We start from the raw sequence: 24,633 nt of genomic DNA, 5'->3' as shown, positions 1-24,633 counted from the left end.
GTTTTTTTTATTGTTCATTATCTTGGAAAAATGGGAGGCGCATGGTGAAAGTGGTTCCTTTGTTAGGCTCGCTTGTAACAGTGATTGTCCCATCATGATATTCAATCAACTGTTTCACAATAGAAAGTCCAATGCCAGATTCACCAAAAGCGGTATTTGTTCGTGACATATCCGCTTTATAAAATCTTTCCCAAATTTGTTCAAGTTCTTCGGTATTCATACCAATACCAGTATCTGTAATCGTGAGAACAGTTTCTTTATAATTTTGATAACCTGCTAAAGTAATTTGACCATTTTCGGTGAATTGAACACTATTTTTAACAATATTGATAAATACTTGTGTTAAACGATCATAATCAGCATAAATATTTAATTTGCTATCAATAGCAAGTATAATCGTATTTCCTTTTTCGGTTGCAACATAATCTAGTTGTTCTTTAATTAATTCTAGGAAATCTCGTGCATTAAAGCGTGTTTTTTGCAAGCGGATTTTATTGCTACGAATTTTTTCATAATCGAGATTTTCATTAACAAGTTTAGTTAATCGTCTCGCTTCCGTATCAATTAAGGCAATGCAACGATCTGTTTCACTTTTTGGAATAATATCATTCACTAAGCCTTCTGTTAAACCACTGATCGTTGTGAGTGGGGTGCGCATCTCATGGGAAACATCTGCAATAAATTGGCGCCGTCGTTTTTCTTGACGCTCAATTTCTTCTTGAGAGGCTTCTAGTGTTGTAGTCATTTTGTTGAAGTCAATTGCAAGTGCGCCAATCTCATCAAAATTATTTTCTTTTAAACGTGTTTGATAATTTCCATGAATAACATCCTTTGTCGCAGCTCGTAGTTTATTAATCCGATTCACTTGCAGTTTAGAGATGATTGCACTAAGAATTAGAGCTACGGTAATAGAAAGTAAAATAGTGTAGAACATATATTGATTAATTGTTCCTATCACTTGCTCTGTACCGCTAATCGGTGAGTTCAATACAATGGAACCAACAAAATTATCTCCATTCATGAGTGGGACATAAACAATCGTCATTTCTTGGTTAAAACGATTATCGATTTTTTTACTCACTGTTTCGCCGCTTTCCAATTTTTTCTTATCTTCACTAGAAATCGAGAAATCTTTTGGAAGAGGCTGATTCATTTGTGTGGGATAAATCGTTTCATCATCCGCATTTTTAATTGTATAATGAATTCTTTTGACATCCAGAATTCGCTGATAAGTATTCAGCACTTGTGCAGTTGCATCTTGCGGAGAATGACGAATATCCATCGCAATTGTTTCCCCATAACTTGTTAGATCATCCACTTGGCTTTGGTAAAAATAATCTTTAAGTGAATGAGAGACAAGTAGTCCAATCATAATACAAGCTATTAGTAAAATAATAAATTGCGTGAAAAATAGTTGGTAGGCATATTTAAATTTCATTCGCTTCATTCCGTTTCATCGAATTTATAGCCTACACCCCAAATAGTGTGTAAAAATGGCTTTGTTTCTGTAGCGATTTTTTGGCGTAAACGTTTAATATGAACATCAACTGTTCGTTCGTCTCCGTAAAATTGGTAACCCCAGACTTGCTCTAGCAACTGTTCTCTTGAGAAAACCTGTCTTGGGTGTTTCATCAAAAAATAAAGCAAGTCAAATTCTTTCGGTGTTAATGCATCCAGTAATTCACCTTGATAAAAAATTTCTCGAGTTCGTTTGCTAATTTTAAAATAGGTTGTTTCTAGAATATCCTCATCTGTTTCTGCTAAAGTTGAACTATTTTTACGACGAGTTACTGCTTTTATTCGTGCCATCAAAGTAAGGGGACTAAATGGTTTAGTAACATAATCATCAGCGCCCATTTCAAGCCCAAGCACTTGATCAGATTCGGATTCTTTCGCCGTTAAAATAATAATCGGCATATCACTGACTTCGCGGATTTTTCGGCAGATAGTCATTCCATCCATGTTCGGAAGCATTAAATCAATAATGGCGATATCAAAGTCTTCTTTTAAAAAAGTCTCATAGCCTAGTTTGCCATCATGCACAAACGTGGCATTAATTTCTTCTTTCATGAAAAACATTTCAATCATTTCACATACACTCACGTTATCTTCAATCATAAGTAGTTTCATCGTATATCTTCACTCCTCTTACATTAAAACTAGACTAAATACAGTCAATAATCAAGCCAAATTATTTTTTTCGCAAAAGTTTAAAACATGTATCATAGTTTGTTCATACTTTCTTCATAACTCCCCAGTAATCTTAGTGGAGTAGAAACCGAATGGAGGAAAACACATGAATTTTTTTAAGAGGGCATGGCTCAGCATGAAAGCGAGAAAAGGAAGATCTGTTTTACAATTAATTATTTTCACAGTTGTCTGTGTACTTATTTTATCAGGCTTTACCATTCAATCCGCTGCAGATAAAGCGAGCGAATTAGCAAGAGAGCAGCTTGGGGGAACGGTGACGCTAACTGTAGACCAAGAAAAACAAATGAAAGCAGCACAAGAGAAAGCTGCTAGTAGTGATAGTAGTTCAGAAGATGCAAGGCCAAAATTTGAAAGCAACCCAATTGATGTAAGTGATGCTAATGATTTAGCCAAATTAACGCATGTAGCAAGTTATAATTATTATTCTAGTACACAAGCACTTGCATCAGGTTTTGATCCAATTGAATCTTCTGGTGATACTTCAAGCGATGATTCATCTACAACAAATCAAGGTCCAGGTGGCGGCGACAGTAACGCTCCCCAAATGATGGATGCTGATTTAAGTATTAGTGGTTTACTTGATTCTGCCACTTCCACTGATTTTGAAGCAGGAACAAGTGAATTAACAAGTGGCGTGGCAATTACAGCAGATGACACTAACAAAAATGTCGCAATGGTAGAAGAAACTTTAGCGGATCAAAATGGTTGGAAAGTAGGAGATTCCTTTACAGTTACTTCTAGTGACGGCGCAACAAAAGTCAAATTAAAAATTGTTGGTATTTATAAAACAAGTGATTCTGGCAGTGATATGGCTCAAAATTTCTCTTTCTTAAACCCATACAATAAAGTTTATGTTCCTTATACAGTGGCAAATACAATTAAAGGATCTGATTACAAAAATACAGTAGATTCCGCTGTATACACAATGGACGACGCGGCAAACATTACAGCATTTGAAAAAGAAGCGAAAAAAGTAGATAGCATTGACTGGGATACATTTAAATTAGATGCGAATGATACGCTTTATCAACAAATGATTGGACCGATTAATAGCGTGGCTTCGTTCTCTAAAAATGTCGTTTATATTGTCAGTATTGCAGGCGCATTAATTTTAGGATTGCTTGTGATGATGCAAGTTCGTGATCGCAAATACGAAATGGGTGTATTACTCGCAATCGGTGAAAAACGTGGTAAGTTAGTCGCGCAATTCTTTGTGGAAATTTTAATGGTAGCTCTAGTGTCCTTTGGGTTAGCTGCGGCAAGTAGTCATTATGTTGCACAAATTGCTGGTAATCAACTACTTTCACAACAAAATTCATCTGCGACATCAGAAACAAGCAGTACTGAAAATCGCGGACCAGGTGGCGGTGGAGGCCAAGGTGGACCAGGCGGATTCTCACAAAGCGTTAGTAATTTGACACAAAACACTGAACAAATTAAAGAACTTGATATTCAAGTGACGTTAGAAGATATGCTGAAAATGGGTGGGATTGGCATTGGAATTGCCTTTATCTCAGTTTTATTACCAGCAGCACTAGTTCTTCGGATGAATCCAAAAACAATTTTAACTAAACAGGAGTAGGTGACGAGATGACCAAAATATTAACCTTTGAAAATATACATTATTGGTACAAAACAAAAGACGAATCGATTTTAAGTGACATAAATTATGATTTTGAATCAGGAATTTTTTATACCGTTGTCGGAAGTTCTGGTTCAGGTAAAACAACTTTTTTATCATTAGCAGGTGGGCTAGATACACAAAAAGAAGGTGACATTTATTATAAAGGTAGTTCTTTAAAGAGCATTGGGCTACAAAAGTTCAGAAATCAATATGTATCGATTGTTTTTCAAAGTTATAATTTGTTAACCTATATGACAGCACTTCAAAATGTAACTACTGCGATGGAAATCACCCATGTAAACCAGCCGGATAAAAAAACATTCGCACTTAAAATGTTAGAAAAAGTGGGAATTACCGAAAAAATGGCTCGTCAAAAAGTGTTGACATTAAGCGGAGGACAGCAACAACGAATTTCGATTGCACGTGCTTTATGTTGTGAAACGGAACTAATTGTTGCTGATGAACCAACTGGTAACCTAGATGAACGGACAAGTAAAGAAGTTGTTACATTATTTCAAGATTTAGCACATAAAGAAGGAAAGTGTGTCATTATGGTAACTCATGACCCAGAAATCGCCAATGTATCTGATGTCAAACTAACTCTGAAAAATGGTAGCTTTGTCGAAAAGAAACAATCTGCGAGTAGCTTAATAAACAGTTGACAACGAAGCGTCTGTTCTTTATAATTTAGTTTATTGTTGAATATAATTTTGATACATGGTAGGAATATGATTTTGGCTTCTTCGTGACTAGAGAGTTTTCCCTTGGCTGTAAGGAAAACCACGCACACGCCAGAATTGCTCTCCGATTAGATGGTCCGTCTTATCCACGTTAACAGATAATTGAAGAGGTAATGATACAAAGTCTATATCATTGCAAACAGGGTGGTACCGCGATTTCAACAAAATCGTCCCTGTGAGCAATCATATAGGCTTTTTTGTTGTAGCAAACGAAAAGGAGGAAATAAAAAATGAAACAATTATCAAGTGCAGAAGTAAGACAGTTATTTTTAGATTTCTTTAAAGAAAAAGGGCATACAATCGAACCTAGCGCGCCGCTTGTACCAAATAATGATCCAACGATTCTGTGGATTAATAGTGGTGTTGCAACTATGAAAAAATATTTTGACGGTTCTGTCATTCCTGATAACCCAAGAATGGCTAATGCGCAAAAATCAATTCGAACAAATGATATTGAAAATGTTGGGAAAACAGCGCGCCATCATACTTTTTTTGAAATGCTTGGGAATTTTTCGATTGGGGACTATTTTAAAGAGGGAGCAATCGAATTTGCTTGGGAATTTTTAACGAGTCCGAAATGGATTGGTTTTGATCCGGATAAATTATATGTAACGGTTTATCCAGAAGACGAAGAAGCAAAAACCATTTGGCGCGACAAAATCGGCCTAACGGATGAGCATATTGTTGAAATTGATGATAATTTTTGGGACATCGGTATTGGCCCAAGTGGTCCAGACAGCGAAATTTTCTATGATCGTGGACCTGCTTTTGGTGATGATAAAAATGATCCAGAACTATATCCTGGTGGCGAAAATGAGCGTTACTTAGAAATTTGGAATTTAGTATTTTCTCAGTTTAACCATAATCCAGATGGTACTTATACTCCGCTTCCTAAACAAAACATTGATACTGGGATGGGTCTTGAACGGATGGTTTCGATTATTCAAGATGCACCAACCAACTTTGAAACAGATCTTTTCATGCCAATTATTCGTGAAGTCGAACAAATTTCTGGTGTGAAGTATGCAAGTGAATCGGAAAATGATGTGGCATTCAAAGTTATCGCTGACCATATCCGTACAGTAGCCTTCGCAATTGGCGATGGAGCATTACCGTCGAATGAAGGCCGCGGCTATATTTTGCGTCGTTTACTTCGCCGTGCCGTTCGTTATGCTAAAGTATTGAACATCAACGAGCCATTTATGTATAAATTAGTTCCCGTAGTTGGAAAAATCATGAACAGCTTCTATCCAGAAGTAGAAAACCAAACTGATTTTATCCAAAAAGTCATTCGTACAGAAGAAGAACGTTTCCATGAAACATTGAATGAAGGCTTAGCTATCCTAGAAACTATTTTGAAAAATGCGAAAAAAACAGATGAACAAGTCATTCAAGGAGCAGATATTTTCAAATTATACGATACATTTGGTTTCCCAGTGGAATTAACGGAAGAATATGCAGAAGACCATGGCTTGAAAGTAGACCACGCTGGCTTTGAGGCGGAAATGAAAGAACAACGTGACCGCGCTCGTTCTGCAAGAGCTGATGTGAAATCCATGCAGGTTCAAGGTGAGCTATTAGCAAATCTTACAGAAAAAAGTGCATTCGTTGGCTATAACACAACCGAATACGTTTCCGAAATTCTTTATATTATTCACAATGACGTACTTGTCGATGAAGTAGCTGCTGGTAGTGAAGCACAACTAATTTTCAAAGAAACACCTTTCTATGCGGAAAGCGGTGGTCAAGTAGCTGATAAAGGAACAATTCAAAGTGAAACAGGCCTTGCTCATGTGGAAGATGTCCAAAAAGCACCGAATAAACAAAATATCCATCGAGTCGTTGTGAAAGAAGGTGTGTTAACAACTGGCGATACGGTAAAACTATCCGTCGACAAAGTGAAGCGTAGAGAAACAGTTAAAAACCATACAGCAACCCATTTACTACACCGCGCTTTAAAAGACACACTTGGTGAACATGTTAACCAAGCAGGCTCTCTTGTTTCTCCAGATCGTTTACGTTTTGACTTCTCTCACTTCGGTCAAATTACAGAAGAAGAACTAACCAAAATGGAAAAAATTGTGAACGAGAAAATCTGGGAACAAATTGCGGTTGTTATTGAAGAAATGCCAATTGCAGAAGCAAAAGAACTCGGCGCAATGGCGTTATTTGGCGAAAAATATGGCGATATCGTCCGCGTTGTTCAAGTTGGTAAATATAGCATTGAATTATGTGGTGGTGTCCACGTTCGTAATACCGCAGATATCGGTTTATTTAAAATCGTTTCTGAAACAGGTATTGGCGCAGGAACAAGACGTATCGAAGCAGTAACTGGGAAAGCGGCGTATCATTTTGTAACGGAACAAGAAAATATTTTAAAACATGCTGCAAACCTACTAAAAACAACAACCAAAGAAACACCACAAAAAATCGAATTACTACAAGCTGACTTACGTGAAGTTCGTCGTGAAAATGACTCACTACTAAGCAAACTAGCAAGTGCAGCGAGTGCAGATATTTTTGAATCACCAGAAGAAATCGGCGGAGTGAACGTTATTGCAAAACAAGTAACTGCAAAAGACATGAACCAACTACGTCAATTTGTTGATAACTGGAAAGATAAAAAAATCGGTGGCATCCTCGTTTTAGGAGCTGTTCAAGGCGATAAAGTGAACCTGATTTCCGCAGTATCAGAAGACGCAATCAAAGCAGGATATCACGCTGGTAAATTATTAAAAGAAGTTGCTACTAGATGCGGTGGTAATGGTGGAGGACGCCCTGATATGGCACAAGCTGGCGGTAAAAATCCTGCAGAGCTAGGAAGCGCGCTTGATTACGTTTCCACATGGGTAAAAGAACAACAAGCATAAATTTCACGAAAGCACCTCATTTTCCTTTGTTATTTTCGTGCACATAGTGTAAAATGAATGGAGATACATGAAGGAATGAGGTGCTTCGATTATGGATTCAAAAGATCAAACAATGTTTTACAACTTCGGAGATGATTCAATTGAAGAAGATGTAAAAAAATTAATGAAACAAGTCTACGTTGCTCTTGAAGAAAAAGGCTATAATCCCGTTAATCAAATCGTTGGTTATTTACTTTCTGGTGATCCTGCTTATATCCCTCGTCATAAGGATGCTAGAAGTATGATACGCCGGTTAGAACGAGATGAAATTATCGAGGAACTTGTCAAAGCGTATCTGAAAAATAACGAAATTGGTGAGAAATGAGAATAATGGGTTTAGATGTCGGCTCTAAAACAGTTGGCGTAGCGATAAGTGATCCACTAGGTTGGACTGCACAAGGTGTGGAAACTATTCAGATTGACGAAAAACGAAAACAATTTGGCTATGAACGAGTGAAAGAACTAGTACTCGAATACGAAGTCGAAAAAGTGGTCGTTGGCCTTCCAAAAAACATGAATAACACCATCGGGCCTCGTGCGGAAAGTTCTAAAATATATGCAGAAGTACTTGAGGCAAGAATTGGTTTGCCAGTTGTACTCTGGGATGAACGATTAACAACTACTGCTGCAGAAAGAACTTTAATCGAAGCAGACGTTTCGCGTAAAAAACGAAAAGAGGTCATCGATAAATTAGCTGCAGTAATGATTTTACAGTCCTATTTGGACACTACTAATTAATTGAGGTGAATTTGATGGCAGAAGAACATAACCATAACCACGAAGAAGAAAATATTATTTGGATTACGAATGAAGAAGGAAAAGAAGAAGCATACGAAATTCTTTTTGATTTTGATTCCGAAGCTTTTGAGAAATCATATGTATTATACTTCCCAGCAGGTAAAAGTGAAGACGAAGAAATCGAAATCCTTGCATCTAGCTATATTCAAGATGAAGAAGGCAAACAAGGCCAACTTCAACCAGTAGAAACAGAGGACGAGTGGGATATGATTGAAGAAATTTTAGCAACATTTTTAGCTGACGAAGACGAAGAATAATAATGAAAAAAGCATGTCCTGACAAATTTTGTCAGGACATGCTTTTTTACTTTGCGTTTCTAGCACGTTTATTCCATACTTTATAAGCGAGGTAGATTACAATTCCAACAACTAAAACTAACATTAAATAACTAATTGGACGAGTATATTTTTCCACCACGCTCCAATTCGAACCGAGCGTATAGCCAAGCCAAGTGAGGAAAATATTCCACGGGATACAACCTAAAATCGTATAAATAATAAATTTCCAAACGTTCATCTTCGCAATCCCAGCAGGCAAGGAAATAAATGTTCGAATAACCGGTAAAACCCGACCGAAGAAAACGGCTCTAGCACCATAACGGCCAAACCAAAGTTCTGCTTTATCTAAGTGTTTCACGTTTAAAAAAATATATTTCCCAAATTTCAATACTAACGCTCTACCGCCATATTTACCAATATAATAGGCAATAAGTGAACCAACCAGATTTCCAGCAATCCCAGCAAAAACAACCAACCAGAAATTCAGTTTTCCAGCTTCGGCCATAAAGCCACCAAACAGCATAATGACTTCACTAGGAAGCGGGATACAAACACTTTCAATCAACATACCAAGGAAAATCCCCCAATGACCAAGCGAATCAACCAACCACATGGTGAAATCTTGTAAACTTTGTATGAACGTATGTAACATTTAAAAGACTCCTTCAAACGATATTTAATTGGCAGAAGCAAGTCTTTGACCGATTCTGTCTTGTTCGGTAAATCACGCTATTCATTATACCGAAAAAACATAAAAACGTCACTTTTTAAGAAATATTTCTATATTGAATAGCATTTTATTTAGATAATCGGTATAATAGATAGGAATTGTTTTCAATGAAATGAGGTCTATTATGAAGAATACAAAAGGAAAGAAAATTACAATCATTATTTCTGTTATTATTTTAGTTTTAGTTATTGCTACTTTTTCCGGATACTATTATGTAAAATCACAATTGGAACCAAGAGATGAAGCAAGTAATGAAAAAGTTATTGTAGAAATCCCGGCTGGTTCAAGTATCTCGGATATTTCTACTATTTTAGAAGATAAAAAAGTAATCAATAATGCTTCCATCTTTTCTTTCTATGTAAAATATAATAATGATACTAATTTAAAAGCTGGTAATTACGAGCTAACTCCCTCGATGAATACAGATCAAATCGTGAAAAAAATGCAAGAGGGAAAAATCGTTGCACCAGAAAAATTGATTATTCCAGAAGGATATACACTAGACCAAATTGCGGATAGAATTGTCGCTTATCAACCTAAATTAAAAAAAGCAGCTGTTTTAGAAACAATGGATAATCCTGATTTTATTGCAACGATGATGGATAAATATCCAGAAACGGTAACAAGTGATGTATTAAATAAAGATATTAAACATCCGCTTGAAGGATACCTTTACCCAGCAACATATACATTTAAGGATACAAATGCAACAACAGAAACTATTATTGAAGAAATGGTCAAAGCAACGGATTTAAACATTGCTAAATACCGAGACGAACTAACTAAACAAAAAATGTCCGTGCATGATTTCTTAACTATGTCTTCCATTATTGAAAAAGAAGCGACAGAAAATGTTGACCGTAAAAAAATTGCAAGTGTTTTTTATAATCGACTAGCAGAAGATATGCGTCTACAAACAGATCCAACCGTTCTTTATGCGCTTGGAAAACACAAAAGTAAAACGACTTATGAAGATTTAGAAGTGGATTCTCCGTATAATACTTACAGAAACAAGGGGTTACCACCAGGCCCAATTTCAAATAGTGGTGAATCTTCAATGGAGGCTGCTCTTTATCCTGAAAAAACGGATTATCTATATTTTTTAGCTAATGCAAAAACGGGAGAAGTTTATTTCTCGAAAACTTTAGAAGAGCACAATAAATTAAAAGAAGAACATATTACAAAAAATAATTAAAACAACCACTTGTCAGCTACATGTTCCGCATGTCGTTTGACAGGTGCTTTGTTTGTTAGAATAGGAGAAGCGAAAAGTGAATGATATTATTCATGACTATTTATTAAAACACATTCCCGAAAGCAGTGCTTTTTTTCTGGAATTAGAAAGAGATGCGAAGGAAAATGAAGTTCCGATTATGGAGCCAGACTCGCTCTATTGTTTACTTCAAATTTTAGACATTCAAAAACCGAAACGGATTTTAGAACTAGGAACTGCAATTGGTTACTCAGCACTTAAAATGGCAGATAAGCTTCCAGAGGCAGAAATCGTTTCAGTAGAACGCGACGAAGAGCGATATGATCAAGCAATACATAATATTGAACGCTACGGAGCGGATGACAGAGTAAAAGTCTTATTAATAGATGCAATTGAAGGGGCAGAAGAAATTTTATCCTATGGGCCGTTTGATGCGATTTTTATAGATGCAGCTAAAGCACAATATGAAAAGTTTTTCCATATTTATACAAAATCTTTAGCTCCAGATGGTGTTATCTATAGCGATAATGTACTCTTCAAAGGCTTAGCACTGGATATGTCTTTTGAAAAACAACGAAAACTCCGTGTAGCTAGAAAAATGCGCGATTTCAATGATTTTTTAGTTACTCATCCTGATTTTGAGACAACAACGATACCACTTGGAGATGGCCTATCTATTTCTAAAAGAAAGAAAACAGGAGGCGTATCATGACAAAAAAACCGATTGTAGTAGGCGTAACAGGTGGCTCAGGTTCAGGGAAAACCAGTGTAACAAAGGCAATTTGTGATCATTTTAGCGGGCATTCGATTTTAATGCTTGCTCAAGACGTATACTATCATGACCAAGCAGATATCCCTTTTGAAGATCGATTAAAAGTGAACTATGATCATCCGCTTGCTTTTGATACAGAGTTATTAATCTCGCATATTGCGGCGCTTCGTCGTTATGAAACGATTGAAAAACCAATTTATGACTATGCTAAATACACGCGTAAAAAAGAAGTAGAAATCCAAGAGCCGCGTGAAGTCATTATTTTAGAAGGTATTTTAATTTTAGAAGATAAACGACTCAGAGATCTAATGGATATAAAAGTATATGTCGATACAGATGACGATATTCGCTTTATTCGTCGTTTGCTCCGTGACATGAAAGAACGGGGTAGAACAATGGAATCTGTGATTGAACAATACCTTTCTGTTGTGAAACCAATGCATAATGAATTTATTGAGCCTACCAAAAAGTTTGCAGATATCATTATTCCAGAAGGCGGCGAAAATCATGTCGCAATAGACTTAATGACAACAAAAATTGAATCAATCTTACAAAAACATGTATAAACATAGGTATCACTTGTCAAATATGAAAAATTAAGGTAAAATTTTCCTAGTAAAAAGAGAGACAATTGCTTGCTATTTCAAGCGTGGCGTGTTAATCTTTCTGACGAGTAGTAATAATTGGTAAAGGTGCGGAGAGATACCTCCGTGCTTTTCTATACAATAATGAACCAACAAAAGGAGAGAAATCGATTGGCGACAGAAAAAGTATTTCCAATGACCCTAGATGGGAAAGCAAAGTTAGAAAATGAACTACAAGAATTAAAAACAGTAAAACGTAAAGAAGTAGTAGAGCGTATTAAAATTGCCCGTAGTTTCGGTGATTTATCTGAGAACTCCGAGTATGATTCGGCAAAAGACGAACAAGCATTTGTGGAAGGTCGTATCACTACTATTGAAAATATGATTCGCAATGCTCAAATTATTGATGCTGCTGAAGCGCATAATGGCTTAGTAACACTAGGAAATACCGTTACTTTTGTTGAGTTACCTGATGGCGTGGAAGAAACTTATACTATTGTAGGTAGTGCAGAAGCAGATCCATTTGAAGGGAAAATTTCCAACGATTCTCCAATTGCCAAAGGTTTACTTGGCCATAAAGAAGGGGAAGAAGTAACTATCCAAACACCTGCTGGCGATATGAGCGTTAAGATTCAAAAAATCACTGCATCTTAATTTTAGCTATTTGCTAATTGTGTTTTACAGCGGTTACTTATAAGGTGGTGAATGCAAATGGCAGACAATCGACAATCCAATAATCGTCGCATTAAGCAAAATATGGTTGAAGGGTCTCGTTCACAGCAAAATACTAAGCGAAAAAAAACCAATTTGGTCTTAAATATCTTAATTATCGTGGTAAGCTTACTTATCATTGGTAGCTTATATTTTGTTTTGTTTAAAACAGAAAGTGACCCGGCAGATCAACCAAACAAAACGGCATCTTCCACTGCGAAAAAAGAAGATGCCGCTAAATCAAACAAGACAACAAAAAAAGAAGAAACAACTTCTGATGATAAAACAGAAACGACGGATAGTAATGATCCAAACGTGGCGAAAGTTATTACTAAAAATTGGAAACCAATTGGTACAGAACAAACTGGAGATCACGTGAATTCGTACAGTTCCACAAGTGTTGACTGGCAAGAAAAACGAAAAGCCTTTTCTGCTGCAACAGATATTCCAATCGCGGATACATCGCTTTGGTTTGTAGAGCAAGGAGCTGATCCGGCAACACAAGCTATTGGGACACTTTCTGCTAAAGAAACACCTGATAAAGCTTATCGTGTCTATATCTCTTGGGTAGACGGCGAAGGATGGCAACCAACTAAAGTAGAAGAACTTAAAACAAACGATAAGAGATAAAGCACAGAAGTTTTATTGAAGCTTACTGTGCTTTTTTTTGGAGGTTACATAATGAGAAAAATCGGTATTATTGGGGCAATGGAAGAAGAAGTAGCTATATTAAAAGAAGTAATGGGAAGTGTAGAAGAAGTCACCATTGGTGGCGCAAAATTCTATCTAGGTGAAATTGCTAGTAAAGAAGTTATTTTATTAGAATCAGGCATCGGCAAAGTGAATGCGGCAATAGGAACAACGCTTATGGCAGATCGATTTAAACCAGAAATAATTATTAACACTGGATCTGCAGGTGGAATGGCTGAGGGACTCGCTGTAGGAGATGTTATCATTTCGGATCGTCTTGCATATGGTGATGTGGATGTAACGGAATTTGGCTATACATATGGTCAAGTTCCACGTATGCCAGCTTTTTACCAAGGTGATGCGGTTCTACTCAAAAAAGCAGAAACCATTTACCGTGATTACTTTTCTACAAGTGAAAATAAAGCCGTATTTGGTTTAGTTATTACCAATGATTCGTTTATTATGCGTCCAGATCAGCATGAAATTATTCGAACATTTTTCCCAGATGTCAAAGCTGTCGAAATGGAAGCAGCTGCGATTGCCCAAGTTGCTTATCAGTTTGATATTCCGTTTTTAATTATTCGTGCTATTTCGGACTTAGCAAACCAAGAAGCAACAATATCATTTGATGAATTCATTCATTTAGCAGCGAAACAATCTTCTACTTGTATTATTGAATTACTTAAAACAATTTAAAAAAATTCCTGGAGTTTTCGCACTCCAGGAATTTTTTATTTTACATATTCTTCTGTTAAAGTGAGGAAATCTTCTACATCTTTTGCAGCAAGTTGAACAGCCTCTTCCCAAAAATCTGCTTTACGTAAATCTACACCAAGATGTTTTTCGGCAAGTTGCTCTGTCGTCATGGAACCTGTATCTTTCAGTAGCGCAATATACTTATCTTCATAGCTTGCACCTTCAGTTTGCGCCTTATGATAAATGCCGAGAGAGAAGAGGTAGCCAAAAGTGTAAGGGAAGTTATAAAATGGGACATCCGCAATATAAAAGTGAAGTTTAGAAGCCCAAAACTGCGGATGGTATTCATCTAAAGCATCCAGGTAAGCTTCTCGTTGTGCCTCTTCCATTAACGAGTTTAATCGATCAACGGAAACTACACCTTGTTTACGAGCTTCGTAAAAGTTACTTTCAAATATAAAACGAGCATGGATGTTCATAAAGAAAGCAATACTACGACCAATTTTATCTTCCAGTAAAGTGATTTTTTCTTCTTTTGTTTTAGCGTCTTTGACAGAAGCATCTGCAATAATCATTTCAGCAAAAGTGGAAGCAGTTTCGGCAACGTTCATTGCATAATCGGTATTTTCGAAAGGTTCTTCGCGAATGACATCAGAGTGAAATGCGTGGCCAAGTTCGTGTGCTAGTGTAGCTACGGTCCCAGGAGCTCCATCATATGTCATGAAGATTCGACTTTCTTTTTCTACTGGAAAATCAGTACAGAATCCACCTGGGCGCTTATTATCACGATCTTCCGCTTCAATCCAACCTTTTTCAAAGGCATGTCTCGCAAAATCTGCCATTTTTGGACTGAACTTTTTGAATTGCTCAATGATAAATTCAGCGCCTTCTTGATACGTATATTTTTTTGGTTCACTAGAGAAAACAAGTGGGGCTTCTACATCGTAAAAACTTAATTTTTCAAGACCTAGTAAATTCGCTTTTCTGTCCAAAAAGCGAACAAAAGTCGGTTTATGCGTTTGGATAACATTCCACATCGATTTAAGCGTTTGTTCATCCAAACGATTAATAGCTAATGGCTCATCTACTATCTTATCCCACTTGCGGATATCATATGTAGCAAGACGAAAGCCGGATAAATGATTCAATGTATCACTAAAAAGACGAGATTCTTGTTGCCAAACACGTGTGTATTCTTTAAAAACAGCTTGACGAACTTCACGGTCCGGATGATTTAATAAATTAAGCGCTTGACCAGCAGAAACATCTTTTTCCTCACCATCCAGCGTGACATGCATCCGTAATTTGCCTACGATAGTATCATAATGATCTGACCAGCCGCGATATCCATCAACAGCCAATGCATTAATGGCAGCTTCTTGTTCTTTACTACCTTTTTTGCGACGGTTTGTTCGTGCTTCATCTAAAACAAAACTAATCTGTGACAGCCCATTTTGCTCCATTAATTCGTTCCAAATACGATCTGGTACTTGAGCAAATTTATCATGCCATTCATCTTCAGCAGTCGCAAGTGTTGCAACATATTGATAAATTAGCGCAGAAATCTCATTTGCACGAGTGTCATTAATATTGGCAGAAGCGAGGCATTCTAAAAAAGAGCCGGCCGTTAATAAGACTTTAGAGATAGCGGCATTTTGGTTCACTAGTAAAAGAAATTCTGCAGAAGCTTCGACATTTTCAGGAACATCCCATTCAGTAACATTCGTGACAAAGCTATCTAAGTCCGCTTTTACTTCCTTAAGGGTTTGCTGTAATTCTTCTGAGCCGCTTCCCCCAGCATATATATTTTCTAAATCCCAGGTTAATGCATAATTTTTCGACATTTGTTTCCCTCCTTGAAAAATAACGTTTCCTTGCGTATTATAACATTTTTCTCAGGTTTTTTTGTAAAATAAACAGAAAGATGGTAAAATTTATAGATTATTAGTCTAATTGAATGTATGATAGAATAGATTGTACTAAATAAAAGAATGAGGTGCCAATACGTGCTAAAGCAATTCTCACCAGATAAAATGTTGAATACTCCATTTGGAATAACAGCAGAACAACTTAGGAAAATGGGTAAAACCACGATCTTAACAGATTTAGATAATACACTGCTCGCATGGGATCAATTAGATGCTACCGATGAAGTAATTAACTGGTTTACGATATTGAAAGAAGAAGGAATCAAGGTGATGATTTTTTCTAACAATAATGAAGAACGGGTTGCTCGCGTGGCAAAAGCAATTGACGTCCCTTATTTAGCTCGGGCAAAAAAACCGCTTGGTGGTAATTTTCGCTGGGCATTAAAAGAAATGGATGCAACGCCAGAAGAAACTGTGATGATTGGTGATCAAATTATGACAGATATATTCGGCGGAAATCGACAAAAAATAACGACCATTTTTGTTCGCCCGGTGAAACAAACAGATGGGATGGCAACAAAATTAAATCGAATGATGGAAAGTGTCATTTTAAAACGATTAGCTAAGAAAAACGAAATTAAGTGGGAGGAATCACTTTGACAGAAGAAGTAAGATGTATCGGCTGTGGAGCAATTATTCAAACCGAAGATCCTGATAAAATTGGCTATGCACCAAAATCATCTCTAAATAATGAACAAGTAATTTGTAAAAGATGTTTTCGATTAAAGCATTACAATGAAATACAAGATGTTGCTCTGACAGATGATGATTTTTTACGTATTTTAAACCAAATTAGCACGAAACAAGCATTAATTGTTTACGTTGTGGATATTTTTGATTTTGATGGTAGTTGGTTACATGGTCTACCTCGTTTCGCTGGTAATAATCCGGTTTTATTAGTGGGAAATAAAGAAGATGTGCTACCAAAATCGTTAAAACGGGATAAATTAACACGTTGGATGCGAACTCGCGCCAAAGAGCAAGGTCTAGTAGCAACAGATGTTGTGTTAGTCAGTGCGGAAAAAGGTCACGGATTTGATTCCTTATTAGAAAAAATCGAGGAACTAAGAAATGGGCAAGATGTTTACGTAGTAGGTTGTACCAATGTTGGGAAATCAACGCTTATCAACCGTATTATCAAACAAGCTTCCGGTGAAAACAATGTTATTACTACATCGCAATTCCCAGGAACAACACTTGATAAAATTGAAATCCCACTGGCGGATGGCAATGTATTAGTGGATACCCCAGGAATTATTAATCATCATCAAATGGCTCATTTTATTGATACTACAACGTTAAAAGCTATAACACCGAAAAAAGAAGTTAAACCAGCTGTCTTTCAGTTAAATGAAGAACAAACGCTATTTTTAGGCGCTCTTGCTAGACTAGATTATGTTTCTGGTGGCAGAAAATCACTTGTTGTCTATGCATCAAACAACTTGCCAATTCACCGCACAAAATTAGAAAAAGCAGATGCACTATATGAAAAACAAGCTGGATTAGTACTTCAACCCCCGACCGAAGAAGGTATGAAAACACTACCAAAACTAGTTCCTTATACGTTTAATGTGAAAGAAAAAGCGGATATCGTATTTTCAGGACTTGGTTGGGTAACGATTCCAGAAGGAGGCGCGAAAATTACTGCTTGGGTTCCTGAAGGCGTTAGCGCAACTATCCGAACATCACTCGTTTAAAATGAAGGAGGCTTGTCATTTGGAAAAATATGTGGTTATCGGAAATCCTATAAGACACTCTTTATCACCAGCTATGCAAAATCGGATTTTCCAAGAACTTGGAATGGATGCTGAATATCATTCTGTTTTAATAGAAGAAGACGCTTTTGAAACAGAAATAAAAAAATTAATGGCTTCTGGGATACGTGGATTTAATATTACCACTCCCTTTAAAGAACGTATTTTACCTTTTTTGGATGAGCTTGAGCCTCTTGCAGTTGATTCAGGTGCTGTAAATACAGTGCTTCGAAAAGAAGGGAAATGGTACGGTTTCAACACAGATGGCAAAGGTTATTTAGAAGGTTTAGAAGAAATTCGTCCTATCACTGAAAATGATTCGATTTTAATTACTGGGGCAGGTGGTGCAAGTAAAGCTATTTATCTTGCACTCAAAAATCATACAAATGCAAAAATTACCATTGCTAATCGTACTTCGGAAAAAGCGGTTGAAATGACAAAAAATCATAACAATCATTATGCTATGACGCTAGAAGAAGCTGAAAAAAACTTGGCTGATTTTACGATTATCATTCAAACCACATCGATTGGCTTAGAAGCTTCCAAAAATAAAAGTCCAATTTCACTGTCCAACTTAACGAAAGGGACCGTTTGTTCTGATATTATTTATAATCCAGCTGAAACAGCATTTTTGAAAGAAGCCAAGAAAAACGGAGCGATTATCCAAAATGGTTTGTCCATGTTTGTTAATCAAGGTGCTTTAGCTTTTGAAATATGGACTGGTGTAAAACCAAGACGATCACTGATGAAAGAAGCAGTACTCGAACAATTAGGAGGAAACTAATGTTAACAGCTACACAAAAACGTTTTTTAAGAAAAGAAGCACATAGCATCCAACCAATTTTCCAAGTGGGAAAAGGAAGTGTGTCGCCAAACTTGATTATTCAAGTAAAAGAAGCACTAGAAGCAAGGGAATTAATTAAAATTTCTATTCTGCAAAATTGCGAAGAAGATAAGCAAACTGTTGCGGAAAAAATCAGTAGTCGCACAGGAGCAGATATCATACAGGTAATTGGCAGAACCATTATTCTATACAAAACATCTGTTAATAAGCAACAAATCAAGTTACCGTAATTTGGAGGAAATAGGCGATGAAACATAAAGTCGGTATTTTAGGCGGCACTTTTGATCCACCACATTTAGCACACTTACGTATGGCGGAAGAAGCAAAAAAACAATTAGGGCTAGAAAAAGTTCTTTTCCTACCTAATAAAATCCCCCCGCACAAGCAAATTAGCGGAATGGCATCTAATGAGGCACGATTAGAAATGCTTCAACTAATGCTTGCGGATAACGACTATTTTGAAGTGGATTCGCGTGAATTAGGTCGCGTTGGGAAGTCCTATACGTATGACACGATGCGTGATATGATAAGCGAGCAGCCTGATACAGATTTTTATTTTATTATCGGCGGCGATATGGTAGAATATTTGCCAAAGTGGTATCATATAGATGATTTAGTAAAAATGGTGACATTTGTTGGCCTTAATCGACCAAGCTATCAAGCCGAAGTTTCTTATGAAGTAATCCAGCTTACTATGCCGGAAATGCAGATTTCTTCTACTGAAATTCGTCATGATATCGAAAATGCAAGAGCCTTTTTACCAGAAAAAGTGTGGTCATATATAAAGGAGCATCAGCTTTATGGAAAGAAATGAAGTGTTAAAAAAAGTAGAAGCAGCTATGCCGAATGAACGTTTCAAACACACATTAGGCGTAGAAAAAGCAGCTGTAGAACTTGCAGAACATTATCATATGGATATCGAGAAAGCGAGAATAACCGCTCTACTACATGATTATGCAAAATACTATCCAGATGAGGACGCAATAAAGATTATTGAAAATGAACAGTATGATCCTCGACTACTCAAGTTTCATCGTTCTTTATGGCATGCCCCAGTTGGCGCTTATTTAGCGGAAACTGAATTTGGCATTACGGATAATGAGATATTGGAAGCAATACGACTGCACACAACCGGAAGTGCCTCTATGACGGACTTTGATAAGCTAATTTATTTAGCTGATTACACCGAACCTGGTAGAACATTTCCTGGTGTATATAAAGCACGCAGACTGGCACTTAAATCATTGGATGAAGCAATGTTATTTGCCTTATCTAATACAATTACACATTTGATTAAAAAGAAACAACCAGTATTTCCAGACACACTGGAAGCTTATAATTATTTTGTTAATTTAAATTTGGAAGGAGACTATTAATAATTTGAACAGTTATGATACATTAATGCTGACCGCAAAGGCAGCAGACGATAAAAGAGCAGAGGATATTTTAGCGCTAGACATGAAGGGGTTATCCAGTTTTGCAGATTATTTTGTTATCTGTCATGGTAATTCTGACAAACAAGTGCAGGCAATCGCTCGTGAAATTAAAGAAAAAGCATTAGAAAACCAAGTAGATGTAAAACGTTTAGAAGGTTTTGACGCAGCGCAATGGATTTTAATCGATTTAGGTGATGTAATTATCCACGTATTCCACAAAGAAGAACGCTCTTACTATAATTTAGAAAAATTATGGGGAGACGCTCCGCTAGTTGACGTTTCTGCAGCATTTGTTTCTTAATTAATTATAAAACAGGCGGGAAATTTTCTCGTCTGTTTTTTTAAGGAGAAAAGTACAATGAGTTACGAATATTTTCCAGGATTTTATGATAGATTAATGGATTCAGAACTATATGACGAATGGGTTCAATTTTCAGCAAATTTCATCGGTGAAAAACCACAAAACATTCTTGATTTAGCATGTGGAACAGCCGAATTTGCCCTTCGATTAAGTTTTTTAGGTCACCGGGTATCAGGAGTAGACTTTTCAGGTGAAATGGTTGCCGTTGCTAAGGAGAAAATAGCTGCTGCTGAGATTGACTTGCCGATTTTTAAGCAAGATATGTCTAGACTTTCCTTAAACCAATCTTTTGATGCTATTACTTGTTTTTGTGATTCACTCAATTATTTAGAAACCGAAGAAGCACTTGAAAACACAATTGAAGCTGTATCAGCACATTTAAAACCAAGTGGTCTATTCTTGTTTGATGTTCATTCTGTTTATAAAGTGGAAGAAGGTTTCAAAGAATATTCTTACGGCGACAGCGATGAAGAAATAGCCACCATTTGGAATTCATTTCCTGGAGTACAAAAGCATTCTGTTGAACATGAACTGACTTTCTTTATTTTGGACGAAGACGATGTTTATCAGAGAGTAGATGAATTACACAAAGAACGGACATATCCGATTGCCCATTATGAAAACCTTCTAAAAAAATACCAATTCACGAAAATAGAAGTTTACGCAGATTTCAGTTTAAAAAAACCTACAACTACGAGTGAAAGGATCTTTTTCGTCGCAAGAAAGTAATTTTCCAAAATTACTTTCTTTTTTTACGTAGTTTTCATTATTTTCGTCAAAAAGGAATTTCAATCAATATGGCGAATACTATAATTAAGGACGGTGATAGTGGTGATAGAACAAATAAAAAAACTTAAGAATTATATCTTGATTATAGTGGCTGTTATTTTCGCTGGACTAGTTTATTTGTGTATGCCAGATAAGGAGACAGAAGAAGTAACTACAAATGCAGCAACCATTGCAGAAGTAAAAGCAGATACAGAGCAAGTAAATGAAGCTAAGTATGTCTACATTGATATCAAAGGCGCCGTCCGCTCGCCTGGTGTTTATAAACTACCTTTAGATGCAAGAGTGCAAGATGTAGTGAAAACAGCTGGAGGGCTTACAGAAGAAGCTGAAAGTAGTAAGCTGAATTTGGCTGAAAAATTAAAAGACGAAATGAGCATCTATGTCTACAAAAAAGGCGAGCAAGGATCGGAAACTTCTACAAGTAGAAGTGAACAAGCCGGTGAGAAGACGGAAGAAAAAATCAACATCAATACAGCTTCTACCTCTAATTTACAAACAGTACCAGGAATTGGCGAGTCAAAAGCAACCGCTATTATTGAATATCGGGAGAAAGAGGGGTTATTTCAAACAATAGAAGATTTACAAAATGTAACTGGTATCGGAGAAAAAACAATCGAAAAACTAAAGGAATATTTGGATGTGAAATAATAAAAGTGGTTGACGAACTTCCTCATGAACACCTATACTAATATTTATCAAATCATAAGGGAGTTTTTAGTGTGCAAAGAATCGCATGGGATCAGTTTTTTATGGCGCAAAGTCATCTTATATCATCAAGGAGTACTTGTACAAGATTAATGGTAGGTGCAACAATAGTTCGAGATAAGCGTATTATTGCTGGCGGATATAATGGCTCCATTGCTGGGGGAGATCACTGTGCAGAACACGGTTGTTATGTAGTTGATGGTCACTGCATTCGAACGATTCATGCCGAAATGAATGCCATACTGCAATGCGCCAAATTTGGTGCGACAACAGACCAAGCCGAATTATATGTGACACATTTCCCTTGTCTAGCATGTACAAAATCAATTATTCAAGCCGGTATTAAAAAAGTTTATTTTGCTAAAGATTATAAGAATCATCCATATGCATTAGAATTATTTGAGCTCGCAGGTGTTGATTTACAAAAAGTCGAGTTTGATGAGTCTGTACTTCAAGTAAATAATTGGAATGAAGAAAAAATGCATACTTTAGTAAAAGAAGCTGCTATAGAATTAAATATTGCGCCTAATAAAGCAGAACAACTCTATCAACACATCTCAGAAAAGTTAACTTAATCAAGGAGGGGACGTTATCGAGCGCTATTTAGCTATAATCGTTTTAGCTATTATCAGTACGGCTTTTGCCAGCTCTCTCGTTCCCGTGTGTATTTGTTTGCTCATAATAATTACCATTAAAAAGAAATCCAAACTTCTCCTTCTTTTTATCCTCGTTTACCTTTTTACTAGTTGTTTGTTTCTTTTCGTTAATAAGCTTAATACTTCTTCTTATACGACCGGCGACTTTACCGGAAGCTGTCAAATAATCAATGAGTTGAAAATTGATGGCGATAGTTTTCAAGCTACGGTTCGCTGTTCAAAAGAGAAGTTCCAATTAAGTTATCGAATTGCTACCGAAAAAGAACAAAACAATTTAAAGCAACTCCGATATGGTCAATTTATTTCTGTTTCTGGTAGCTTAGAATCTCCACAAGTTAATCGAAACCAAAATCAATTTAATTACAAAGAATATTTGCAAAGAAAAGGGATTAATTACATTCTCAAAACTTCAACACTTCAAATCACGCCAAAAATCGCACCTTCTTTACTAATGCGTATTCAAAACCTACGTTTGAAGCTGATTAATCAGCTAACGGAAAACATCTCTTCGAAGGTTAGCCCTTATTGTCTCGCTTTAATTGCTGGTGATAAAAATGGTTTTTCACTAGATCTTTATGTGGCATATCAACAAATGGGGGTTGTTCATTTACTCGCTATCTCAGGACTACATGTTAATTTGCTTATCGCTGCAATTTATTTTCTATTGTTAAGAATAGGTATCACACGCGAGCGAACGGTGTTATTGCTTTTAATTTTTTTACCACTTTATGTTGTTTTAACAGGAGCTAATGCACCGGTTATTCGGGCCGCTACAATGACCGGACTATTACTTCTATCAGAAAAGTTTGTAACTAAGTGGAGCTCATTCTCTATTATTTGTATTTCATTTATTTTGTTCTTCTTCATTCAACCATATGTGATTTATGAAGTTGGTTTTCAGCTCTCTTATGCAGTATCATTTGGGATTATTTTATCTTCTCAAGGGATATTAATGAAATTACAACATCCATTATCAAGATCCCTCGCAATTTCCTTTGTTTCTACCATAACAGCCTCCATTGTAATGATGTACCACTTTTACTCATTTTCATGGGTAGGTATTTTCTTTAATTTATTGTACATACCCATTTTTACAATTATTATCTTACCAGGATGTTTTTTAGTACTTTTATTGTCGTTTACTTCTTCTACAGTATTAACTATTCCAGAAATAATACTCACTTTTTTTATTCAAGTAATAGAAAACTTAACTAATTTATTTGCAAAAATTCCGTATCAAACCATTGTTACTGGAAGACCAACGACGATTGTGCTAATTCTTTTAGTCATCATCGTACTTTTGCTGTTTCATCAATGGCAAAAGAAATCGTTCCCAGTAGTTATCCTCATTTGTTTTTTTGTCTCTGCTATCTCTCAACTTTCAATTTTAATGGTCAAGTTAGCTTTATTGATGTGGGTCAAGGTGATAGTATCTTAATCCAATTACCACGCAACCAAGGTAACTACTTGATTGACACTGGCGGACAATTACCATTCATGAAAGAAGAGTGGACAATAAAACAGAAGCCATTTACAATCGGAGGAAGTACGCTCACACCAGTATTAAAATCAAAAGGAATTAGCAAATTAGATAAAGTAATAATTACCCATAGTGATGCAGATCATATGGAAGGGCTAGATGATTTACAAAAAAATATAGCTATTAAAGAACTAATTTTTGCAAAAGGTGCGGAGAATAAAGATATGATGAAACAAGCACTTGATTCTATGCCAAATGTAAAACAAACAATTATTTTAACTGGAGCAAAATGGCAAGTTGGCGATAGTACATTTGAGTGTTTATATCCGGATCGAGAAGGAGAAGGAGGAAATAATGATTCCATTGTTTTAAAAGCAAAATTAGATAACAAAATTTGGCTTTTTACCGGTGATTTGGAAGCGAGTGGAGAACTAGCAATTCTAAATAAAGAAATTAAAGCTGATATTCTAAAAGTTGGACACCACGGCAGTAAAACTTCTAGCTCAAAAGCATTCATCCAAAAAGTCAAACCAGCACTTGCAATTATTTCATGTGGCGTAGACAATCGGTTTGGGCATCCGCATGAAGAAACATTAAAAACTTTAGAAGAAGAAAATGTGCCCATTATACGAACGGATCTCGCAGGTGAAATTAACTATACTTTTGGAAAAGGGTTTCAAACAACACTTAAATAAAACTTGCTATCTCTTATTTCATGTTTTAC

Annotated in this window: 26 protein-coding genes and 1 pseudogene; 23 read left to right on the top strand and 4 right to left on the bottom strand. The window is 36.3% G+C overall.

The window, feature by feature from the left end; genetic code table 11:
* Window positions 1-7: 7 nt before the first annotated feature.
* Both pieS and pieR read right to left on the bottom strand, forming a co-directional pair.
* Complete coding sequence (gene pieS, locus JL53_RS08365) at window positions 8-1,447, bottom strand: two component system sensor histidine kinase PieS (RefSeq protein WP_052010590.1); 1,440 nt, start codon at window positions 1,445-1,447, stop codon at window positions 8-10.
* Window positions 1,444-2,130, bottom strand: a complete 687-nt coding sequence (pieR, locus tag JL53_RS08360; RefSeq protein WP_003719801.1) for a two component system response regulator PieR — start codon at window positions 2,128-2,130, stop codon at window positions 1,444-1,446. The genes pieS and pieR overlap by 4 nt, the downstream gene beginning before the upstream one ends.
* Before the next feature lie 166 nt (window positions 2,131-2,296).
* On the opposite strand from pieR, the gene JL53_RS08355 reads away from it, so the two are divergent.
* The 6 genes from JL53_RS08355 to JL53_RS08330 all read left to right on the top strand — a co-directional run bounded on the left by JL53_RS08355 (window position 2,297) and on the right by JL53_RS08330 (window position 8,539).
* Window positions 2,297-3,793, top strand: a complete 1,497-nt coding sequence (locus JL53_RS08355; RefSeq protein ID WP_038407355.1) for an ABC transporter permease — start codon at window positions 2,297-2,299, stop codon at window positions 3,791-3,793.
* Window positions 3,794-3,801: 8 nt separating this feature from the next.
* Complete coding sequence (locus tag JL53_RS08350) at window positions 3,802-4,497, top strand: ABC transporter ATP-binding protein (protein ID WP_038407354.1); 696 nt, start codon at window positions 3,802-3,804, stop codon at window positions 4,495-4,497.
* A 308-nt stretch (window positions 4,498-4,805) separates the two neighbouring features.
* Window positions 4,806-7,445 carry an alanine--tRNA ligase gene (gene alaS / locus JL53_RS08345; RefSeq protein WP_038407351.1) on the top strand — a complete coding sequence of 880 codons (2,640 nt, stop codon included), beginning with the start codon at window positions 4,806-4,808 and terminating at the stop codon, window positions 7,443-7,445.
* Window positions 7,446-7,536: 91 nt separating this feature from the next.
* Window positions 7,537-7,809 (top strand): IreB family regulatory phosphoprotein ReoM, encoded by a 273-nt coding sequence (gene reoM / locus JL53_RS08340; RefSeq protein ID WP_003719797.1) that lies wholly within the window; start codon window positions 7,537-7,539, stop codon window positions 7,807-7,809.
* Window positions 7,806-8,222, top strand: a complete 417-nt coding sequence (ruvX, locus tag JL53_RS08335; RefSeq protein WP_003719796.1) for a Holliday junction resolvase RuvX — start codon at window positions 7,806-7,808, stop codon at window positions 8,220-8,222. Before reoM ends, ruvX begins: the two co-directional genes overlap by 4 nt.
* Before the next feature lie 14 nt (window positions 8,223-8,236).
* A complete protein-coding gene (locus JL53_RS08330) occupies window positions 8,237-8,539 on the top strand; it encodes a DUF1292 domain-containing protein (RefSeq protein WP_038407347.1) in 303 nt (100 codons plus the stop codon).
* 46 nt (window positions 8,540-8,585) lie between these two features.
* Here JL53_RS08330 and JL53_RS08325 read toward each other — a convergent pair whose 3' ends face one another.
* Window positions 8,586-9,212 (bottom strand): DedA family protein, encoded by a 627-nt coding sequence (locus JL53_RS08325; protein WP_038407344.1) that lies wholly within the window; start codon window positions 9,210-9,212, stop codon window positions 8,586-8,588.
* 202 nt (window positions 9,213-9,414) lie between these two features.
* Here JL53_RS08325 and mltG point away from each other — a divergent pair, with 202 nt between their 5' ends.
* The 6 genes from mltG (at window position 9,415) to JL53_RS08295 (ending at window position 13,956) form a co-directional block, all read left to right on the top strand.
* Window positions 9,415-10,485, top strand: coding sequence for an endolytic transglycosylase MltG (mltG, locus tag JL53_RS08320; RefSeq protein WP_038407341.1), 1,071 nt, complete (start codon window positions 9,415-9,417; stop codon window positions 10,483-10,485).
* Window positions 10,486-10,561: 76 nt separating this feature from the next.
* On the top strand, window positions 10,562-11,215 hold the full coding sequence (locus JL53_RS08315) for an O-methyltransferase (RefSeq protein ID WP_038407340.1): 654 nt from the start codon (window positions 10,562-10,564) through the stop codon (window positions 11,213-11,215).
* Window positions 11,212-11,841, top strand: a complete 630-nt coding sequence (gene udk / locus JL53_RS08310) for a uridine kinase (RefSeq protein ID WP_038407339.1) — start codon at window positions 11,212-11,214, stop codon at window positions 11,839-11,841. The genes JL53_RS08315 and udk overlap by 4 nt, the downstream gene beginning before the upstream one ends.
* Before the next feature lie 189 nt (window positions 11,842-12,030).
* Window positions 12,031-12,513: a transcription elongation factor GreA gene (gene greA / locus JL53_RS08305; protein WP_025279946.1), complete on the top strand. Its 483-nt coding sequence runs from the start codon at window positions 12,031-12,033 to the stop codon at window positions 12,511-12,513.
* Window positions 12,514-12,570: 57 nt separating this feature from the next.
* Entirely contained in the window at window positions 12,571-13,200 is a 630-nt protein-coding gene (locus JL53_RS08300; protein WP_038407338.1) for a DUF1510 family protein, read from the top strand.
* A gap of 51 nt (window positions 13,201-13,251) precedes the next feature.
* Complete coding sequence (locus tag JL53_RS08295; protein WP_038407337.1) at window positions 13,252-13,956, top strand: 5'-methylthioadenosine/adenosylhomocysteine nucleosidase; 705 nt, start codon at window positions 13,252-13,254, stop codon at window positions 13,954-13,956.
* A 35-nt stretch (window positions 13,957-13,991) separates the two neighbouring features.
* On the opposite strand, the gene JL53_RS08290 is transcribed toward JL53_RS08295, so the two are convergent.
* A complete protein-coding gene (locus JL53_RS08290; RefSeq protein ID WP_038407335.1) occupies window positions 13,992-15,800 on the bottom strand; it encodes a M3 family oligoendopeptidase in 1,809 nt (602 codons plus the stop codon).
* 162 nt (window positions 15,801-15,962) lie between these two features.
* On the opposite strand from JL53_RS08290, the gene JL53_RS08285 reads away from it, so the two are divergent.
* The 11 genes and pseudogenes from JL53_RS08285 to JL53_RS08235 all read left to right on the top strand — a co-directional run bounded on the left by JL53_RS08285 (window position 15,963) and on the right by JL53_RS08235 (window position 24,604).
* Complete coding sequence (locus tag JL53_RS08285) at window positions 15,963-16,484, top strand: YqeG family HAD IIIA-type phosphatase (RefSeq protein WP_003719786.1); 522 nt, start codon at window positions 15,963-15,965, stop codon at window positions 16,482-16,484.
* Window positions 16,481-17,581, top strand: coding sequence for a ribosome biogenesis GTPase YqeH (gene yqeH / locus JL53_RS08280; protein ID WP_038407334.1), 1,101 nt, complete (start codon window positions 16,481-16,483; stop codon window positions 17,579-17,581). The genes JL53_RS08285 and yqeH overlap by 4 nt, the downstream gene beginning before the upstream one ends.
* A gap of 19 nt (window positions 17,582-17,600) precedes the next feature.
* The gene (gene aroE, locus JL53_RS08275) at window positions 17,601-18,422 is read left to right on the top strand and encodes a shikimate dehydrogenase (protein WP_038407332.1); all 822 of its coding nucleotides are present in this window, start codon (window positions 17,601-17,603) and stop codon (window positions 18,420-18,422) included.
* The gene (gene yhbY / locus JL53_RS08270; RefSeq protein ID WP_003719783.1) at window positions 18,422-18,712 is read left to right on the top strand and encodes a ribosome assembly RNA-binding protein YhbY; all 291 of its coding nucleotides are present in this window, start codon (window positions 18,422-18,424) and stop codon (window positions 18,710-18,712) included. Before aroE ends, yhbY begins: the two co-directional genes overlap by 1 nt.
* A gap of 17 nt (window positions 18,713-18,729) precedes the next feature.
* Window positions 18,730-19,296: a nicotinate-nucleotide adenylyltransferase gene (locus JL53_RS08265; RefSeq protein ID WP_038407331.1), complete on the top strand. Its 567-nt coding sequence runs from the start codon at window positions 18,730-18,732 to the stop codon at window positions 19,294-19,296.
* On the top strand, window positions 19,283-19,858 hold the full coding sequence (gene yqeK, locus JL53_RS08260) for a bis(5'-nucleosyl)-tetraphosphatase (symmetrical) YqeK (protein WP_003719781.1): 576 nt from the start codon (window positions 19,283-19,285) through the stop codon (window positions 19,856-19,858). The genes JL53_RS08265 and yqeK overlap by 14 nt, the downstream gene beginning before the upstream one ends.
* 4 nt (window positions 19,859-19,862) lie before the next feature.
* Window positions 19,863-20,219: a ribosome silencing factor gene (gene rsfS / locus JL53_RS08255; RefSeq protein ID WP_003719780.1), complete on the top strand. Its 357-nt coding sequence runs from the start codon at window positions 19,863-19,865 to the stop codon at window positions 20,217-20,219.
* 57 nt (window positions 20,220-20,276) lie between these two features.
* Window positions 20,277-21,008, top strand: coding sequence for a class I SAM-dependent DNA methyltransferase (locus tag JL53_RS08250; RefSeq protein WP_038407330.1), 732 nt, complete (start codon window positions 20,277-20,279; stop codon window positions 21,006-21,008).
* A 102-nt stretch (window positions 21,009-21,110) separates the two neighbouring features.
* Window positions 21,111-21,716, top strand: coding sequence for a helix-hairpin-helix domain-containing protein (locus JL53_RS08245; protein WP_038408218.1), 606 nt, complete (start codon window positions 21,111-21,113; stop codon window positions 21,714-21,716).
* A 71-nt stretch (window positions 21,717-21,787) separates the two neighbouring features.
* A complete protein-coding gene (locus JL53_RS08240) occupies window positions 21,788-22,348 on the top strand; it encodes a ComE operon protein 2 (protein WP_003719777.1) in 561 nt (186 codons plus the stop codon).
* A 34-nt stretch (window positions 22,349-22,382) separates the two neighbouring features.
* Window positions 22,383-24,604 (top strand): annotated as a pseudogene (locus JL53_RS08235) (DNA internalization-related competence protein ComEC/Rec2).
* Window positions 24,605-24,633 lie beyond the last annotated feature (29 nt).

This window comes from Listeria ivanovii subsp. londoniensis, from assembly GCF_000763495.1.
GTDB classification, from domain to species: domain Bacteria; phylum Bacillota; class Bacilli; order Lactobacillales; family Listeriaceae; genus Listeria; species Listeria londoniensis.
Note: the sequence above shows the minus strand (reverse complement) of the source record. Positions and strands in the feature narration are given on the sequence as shown.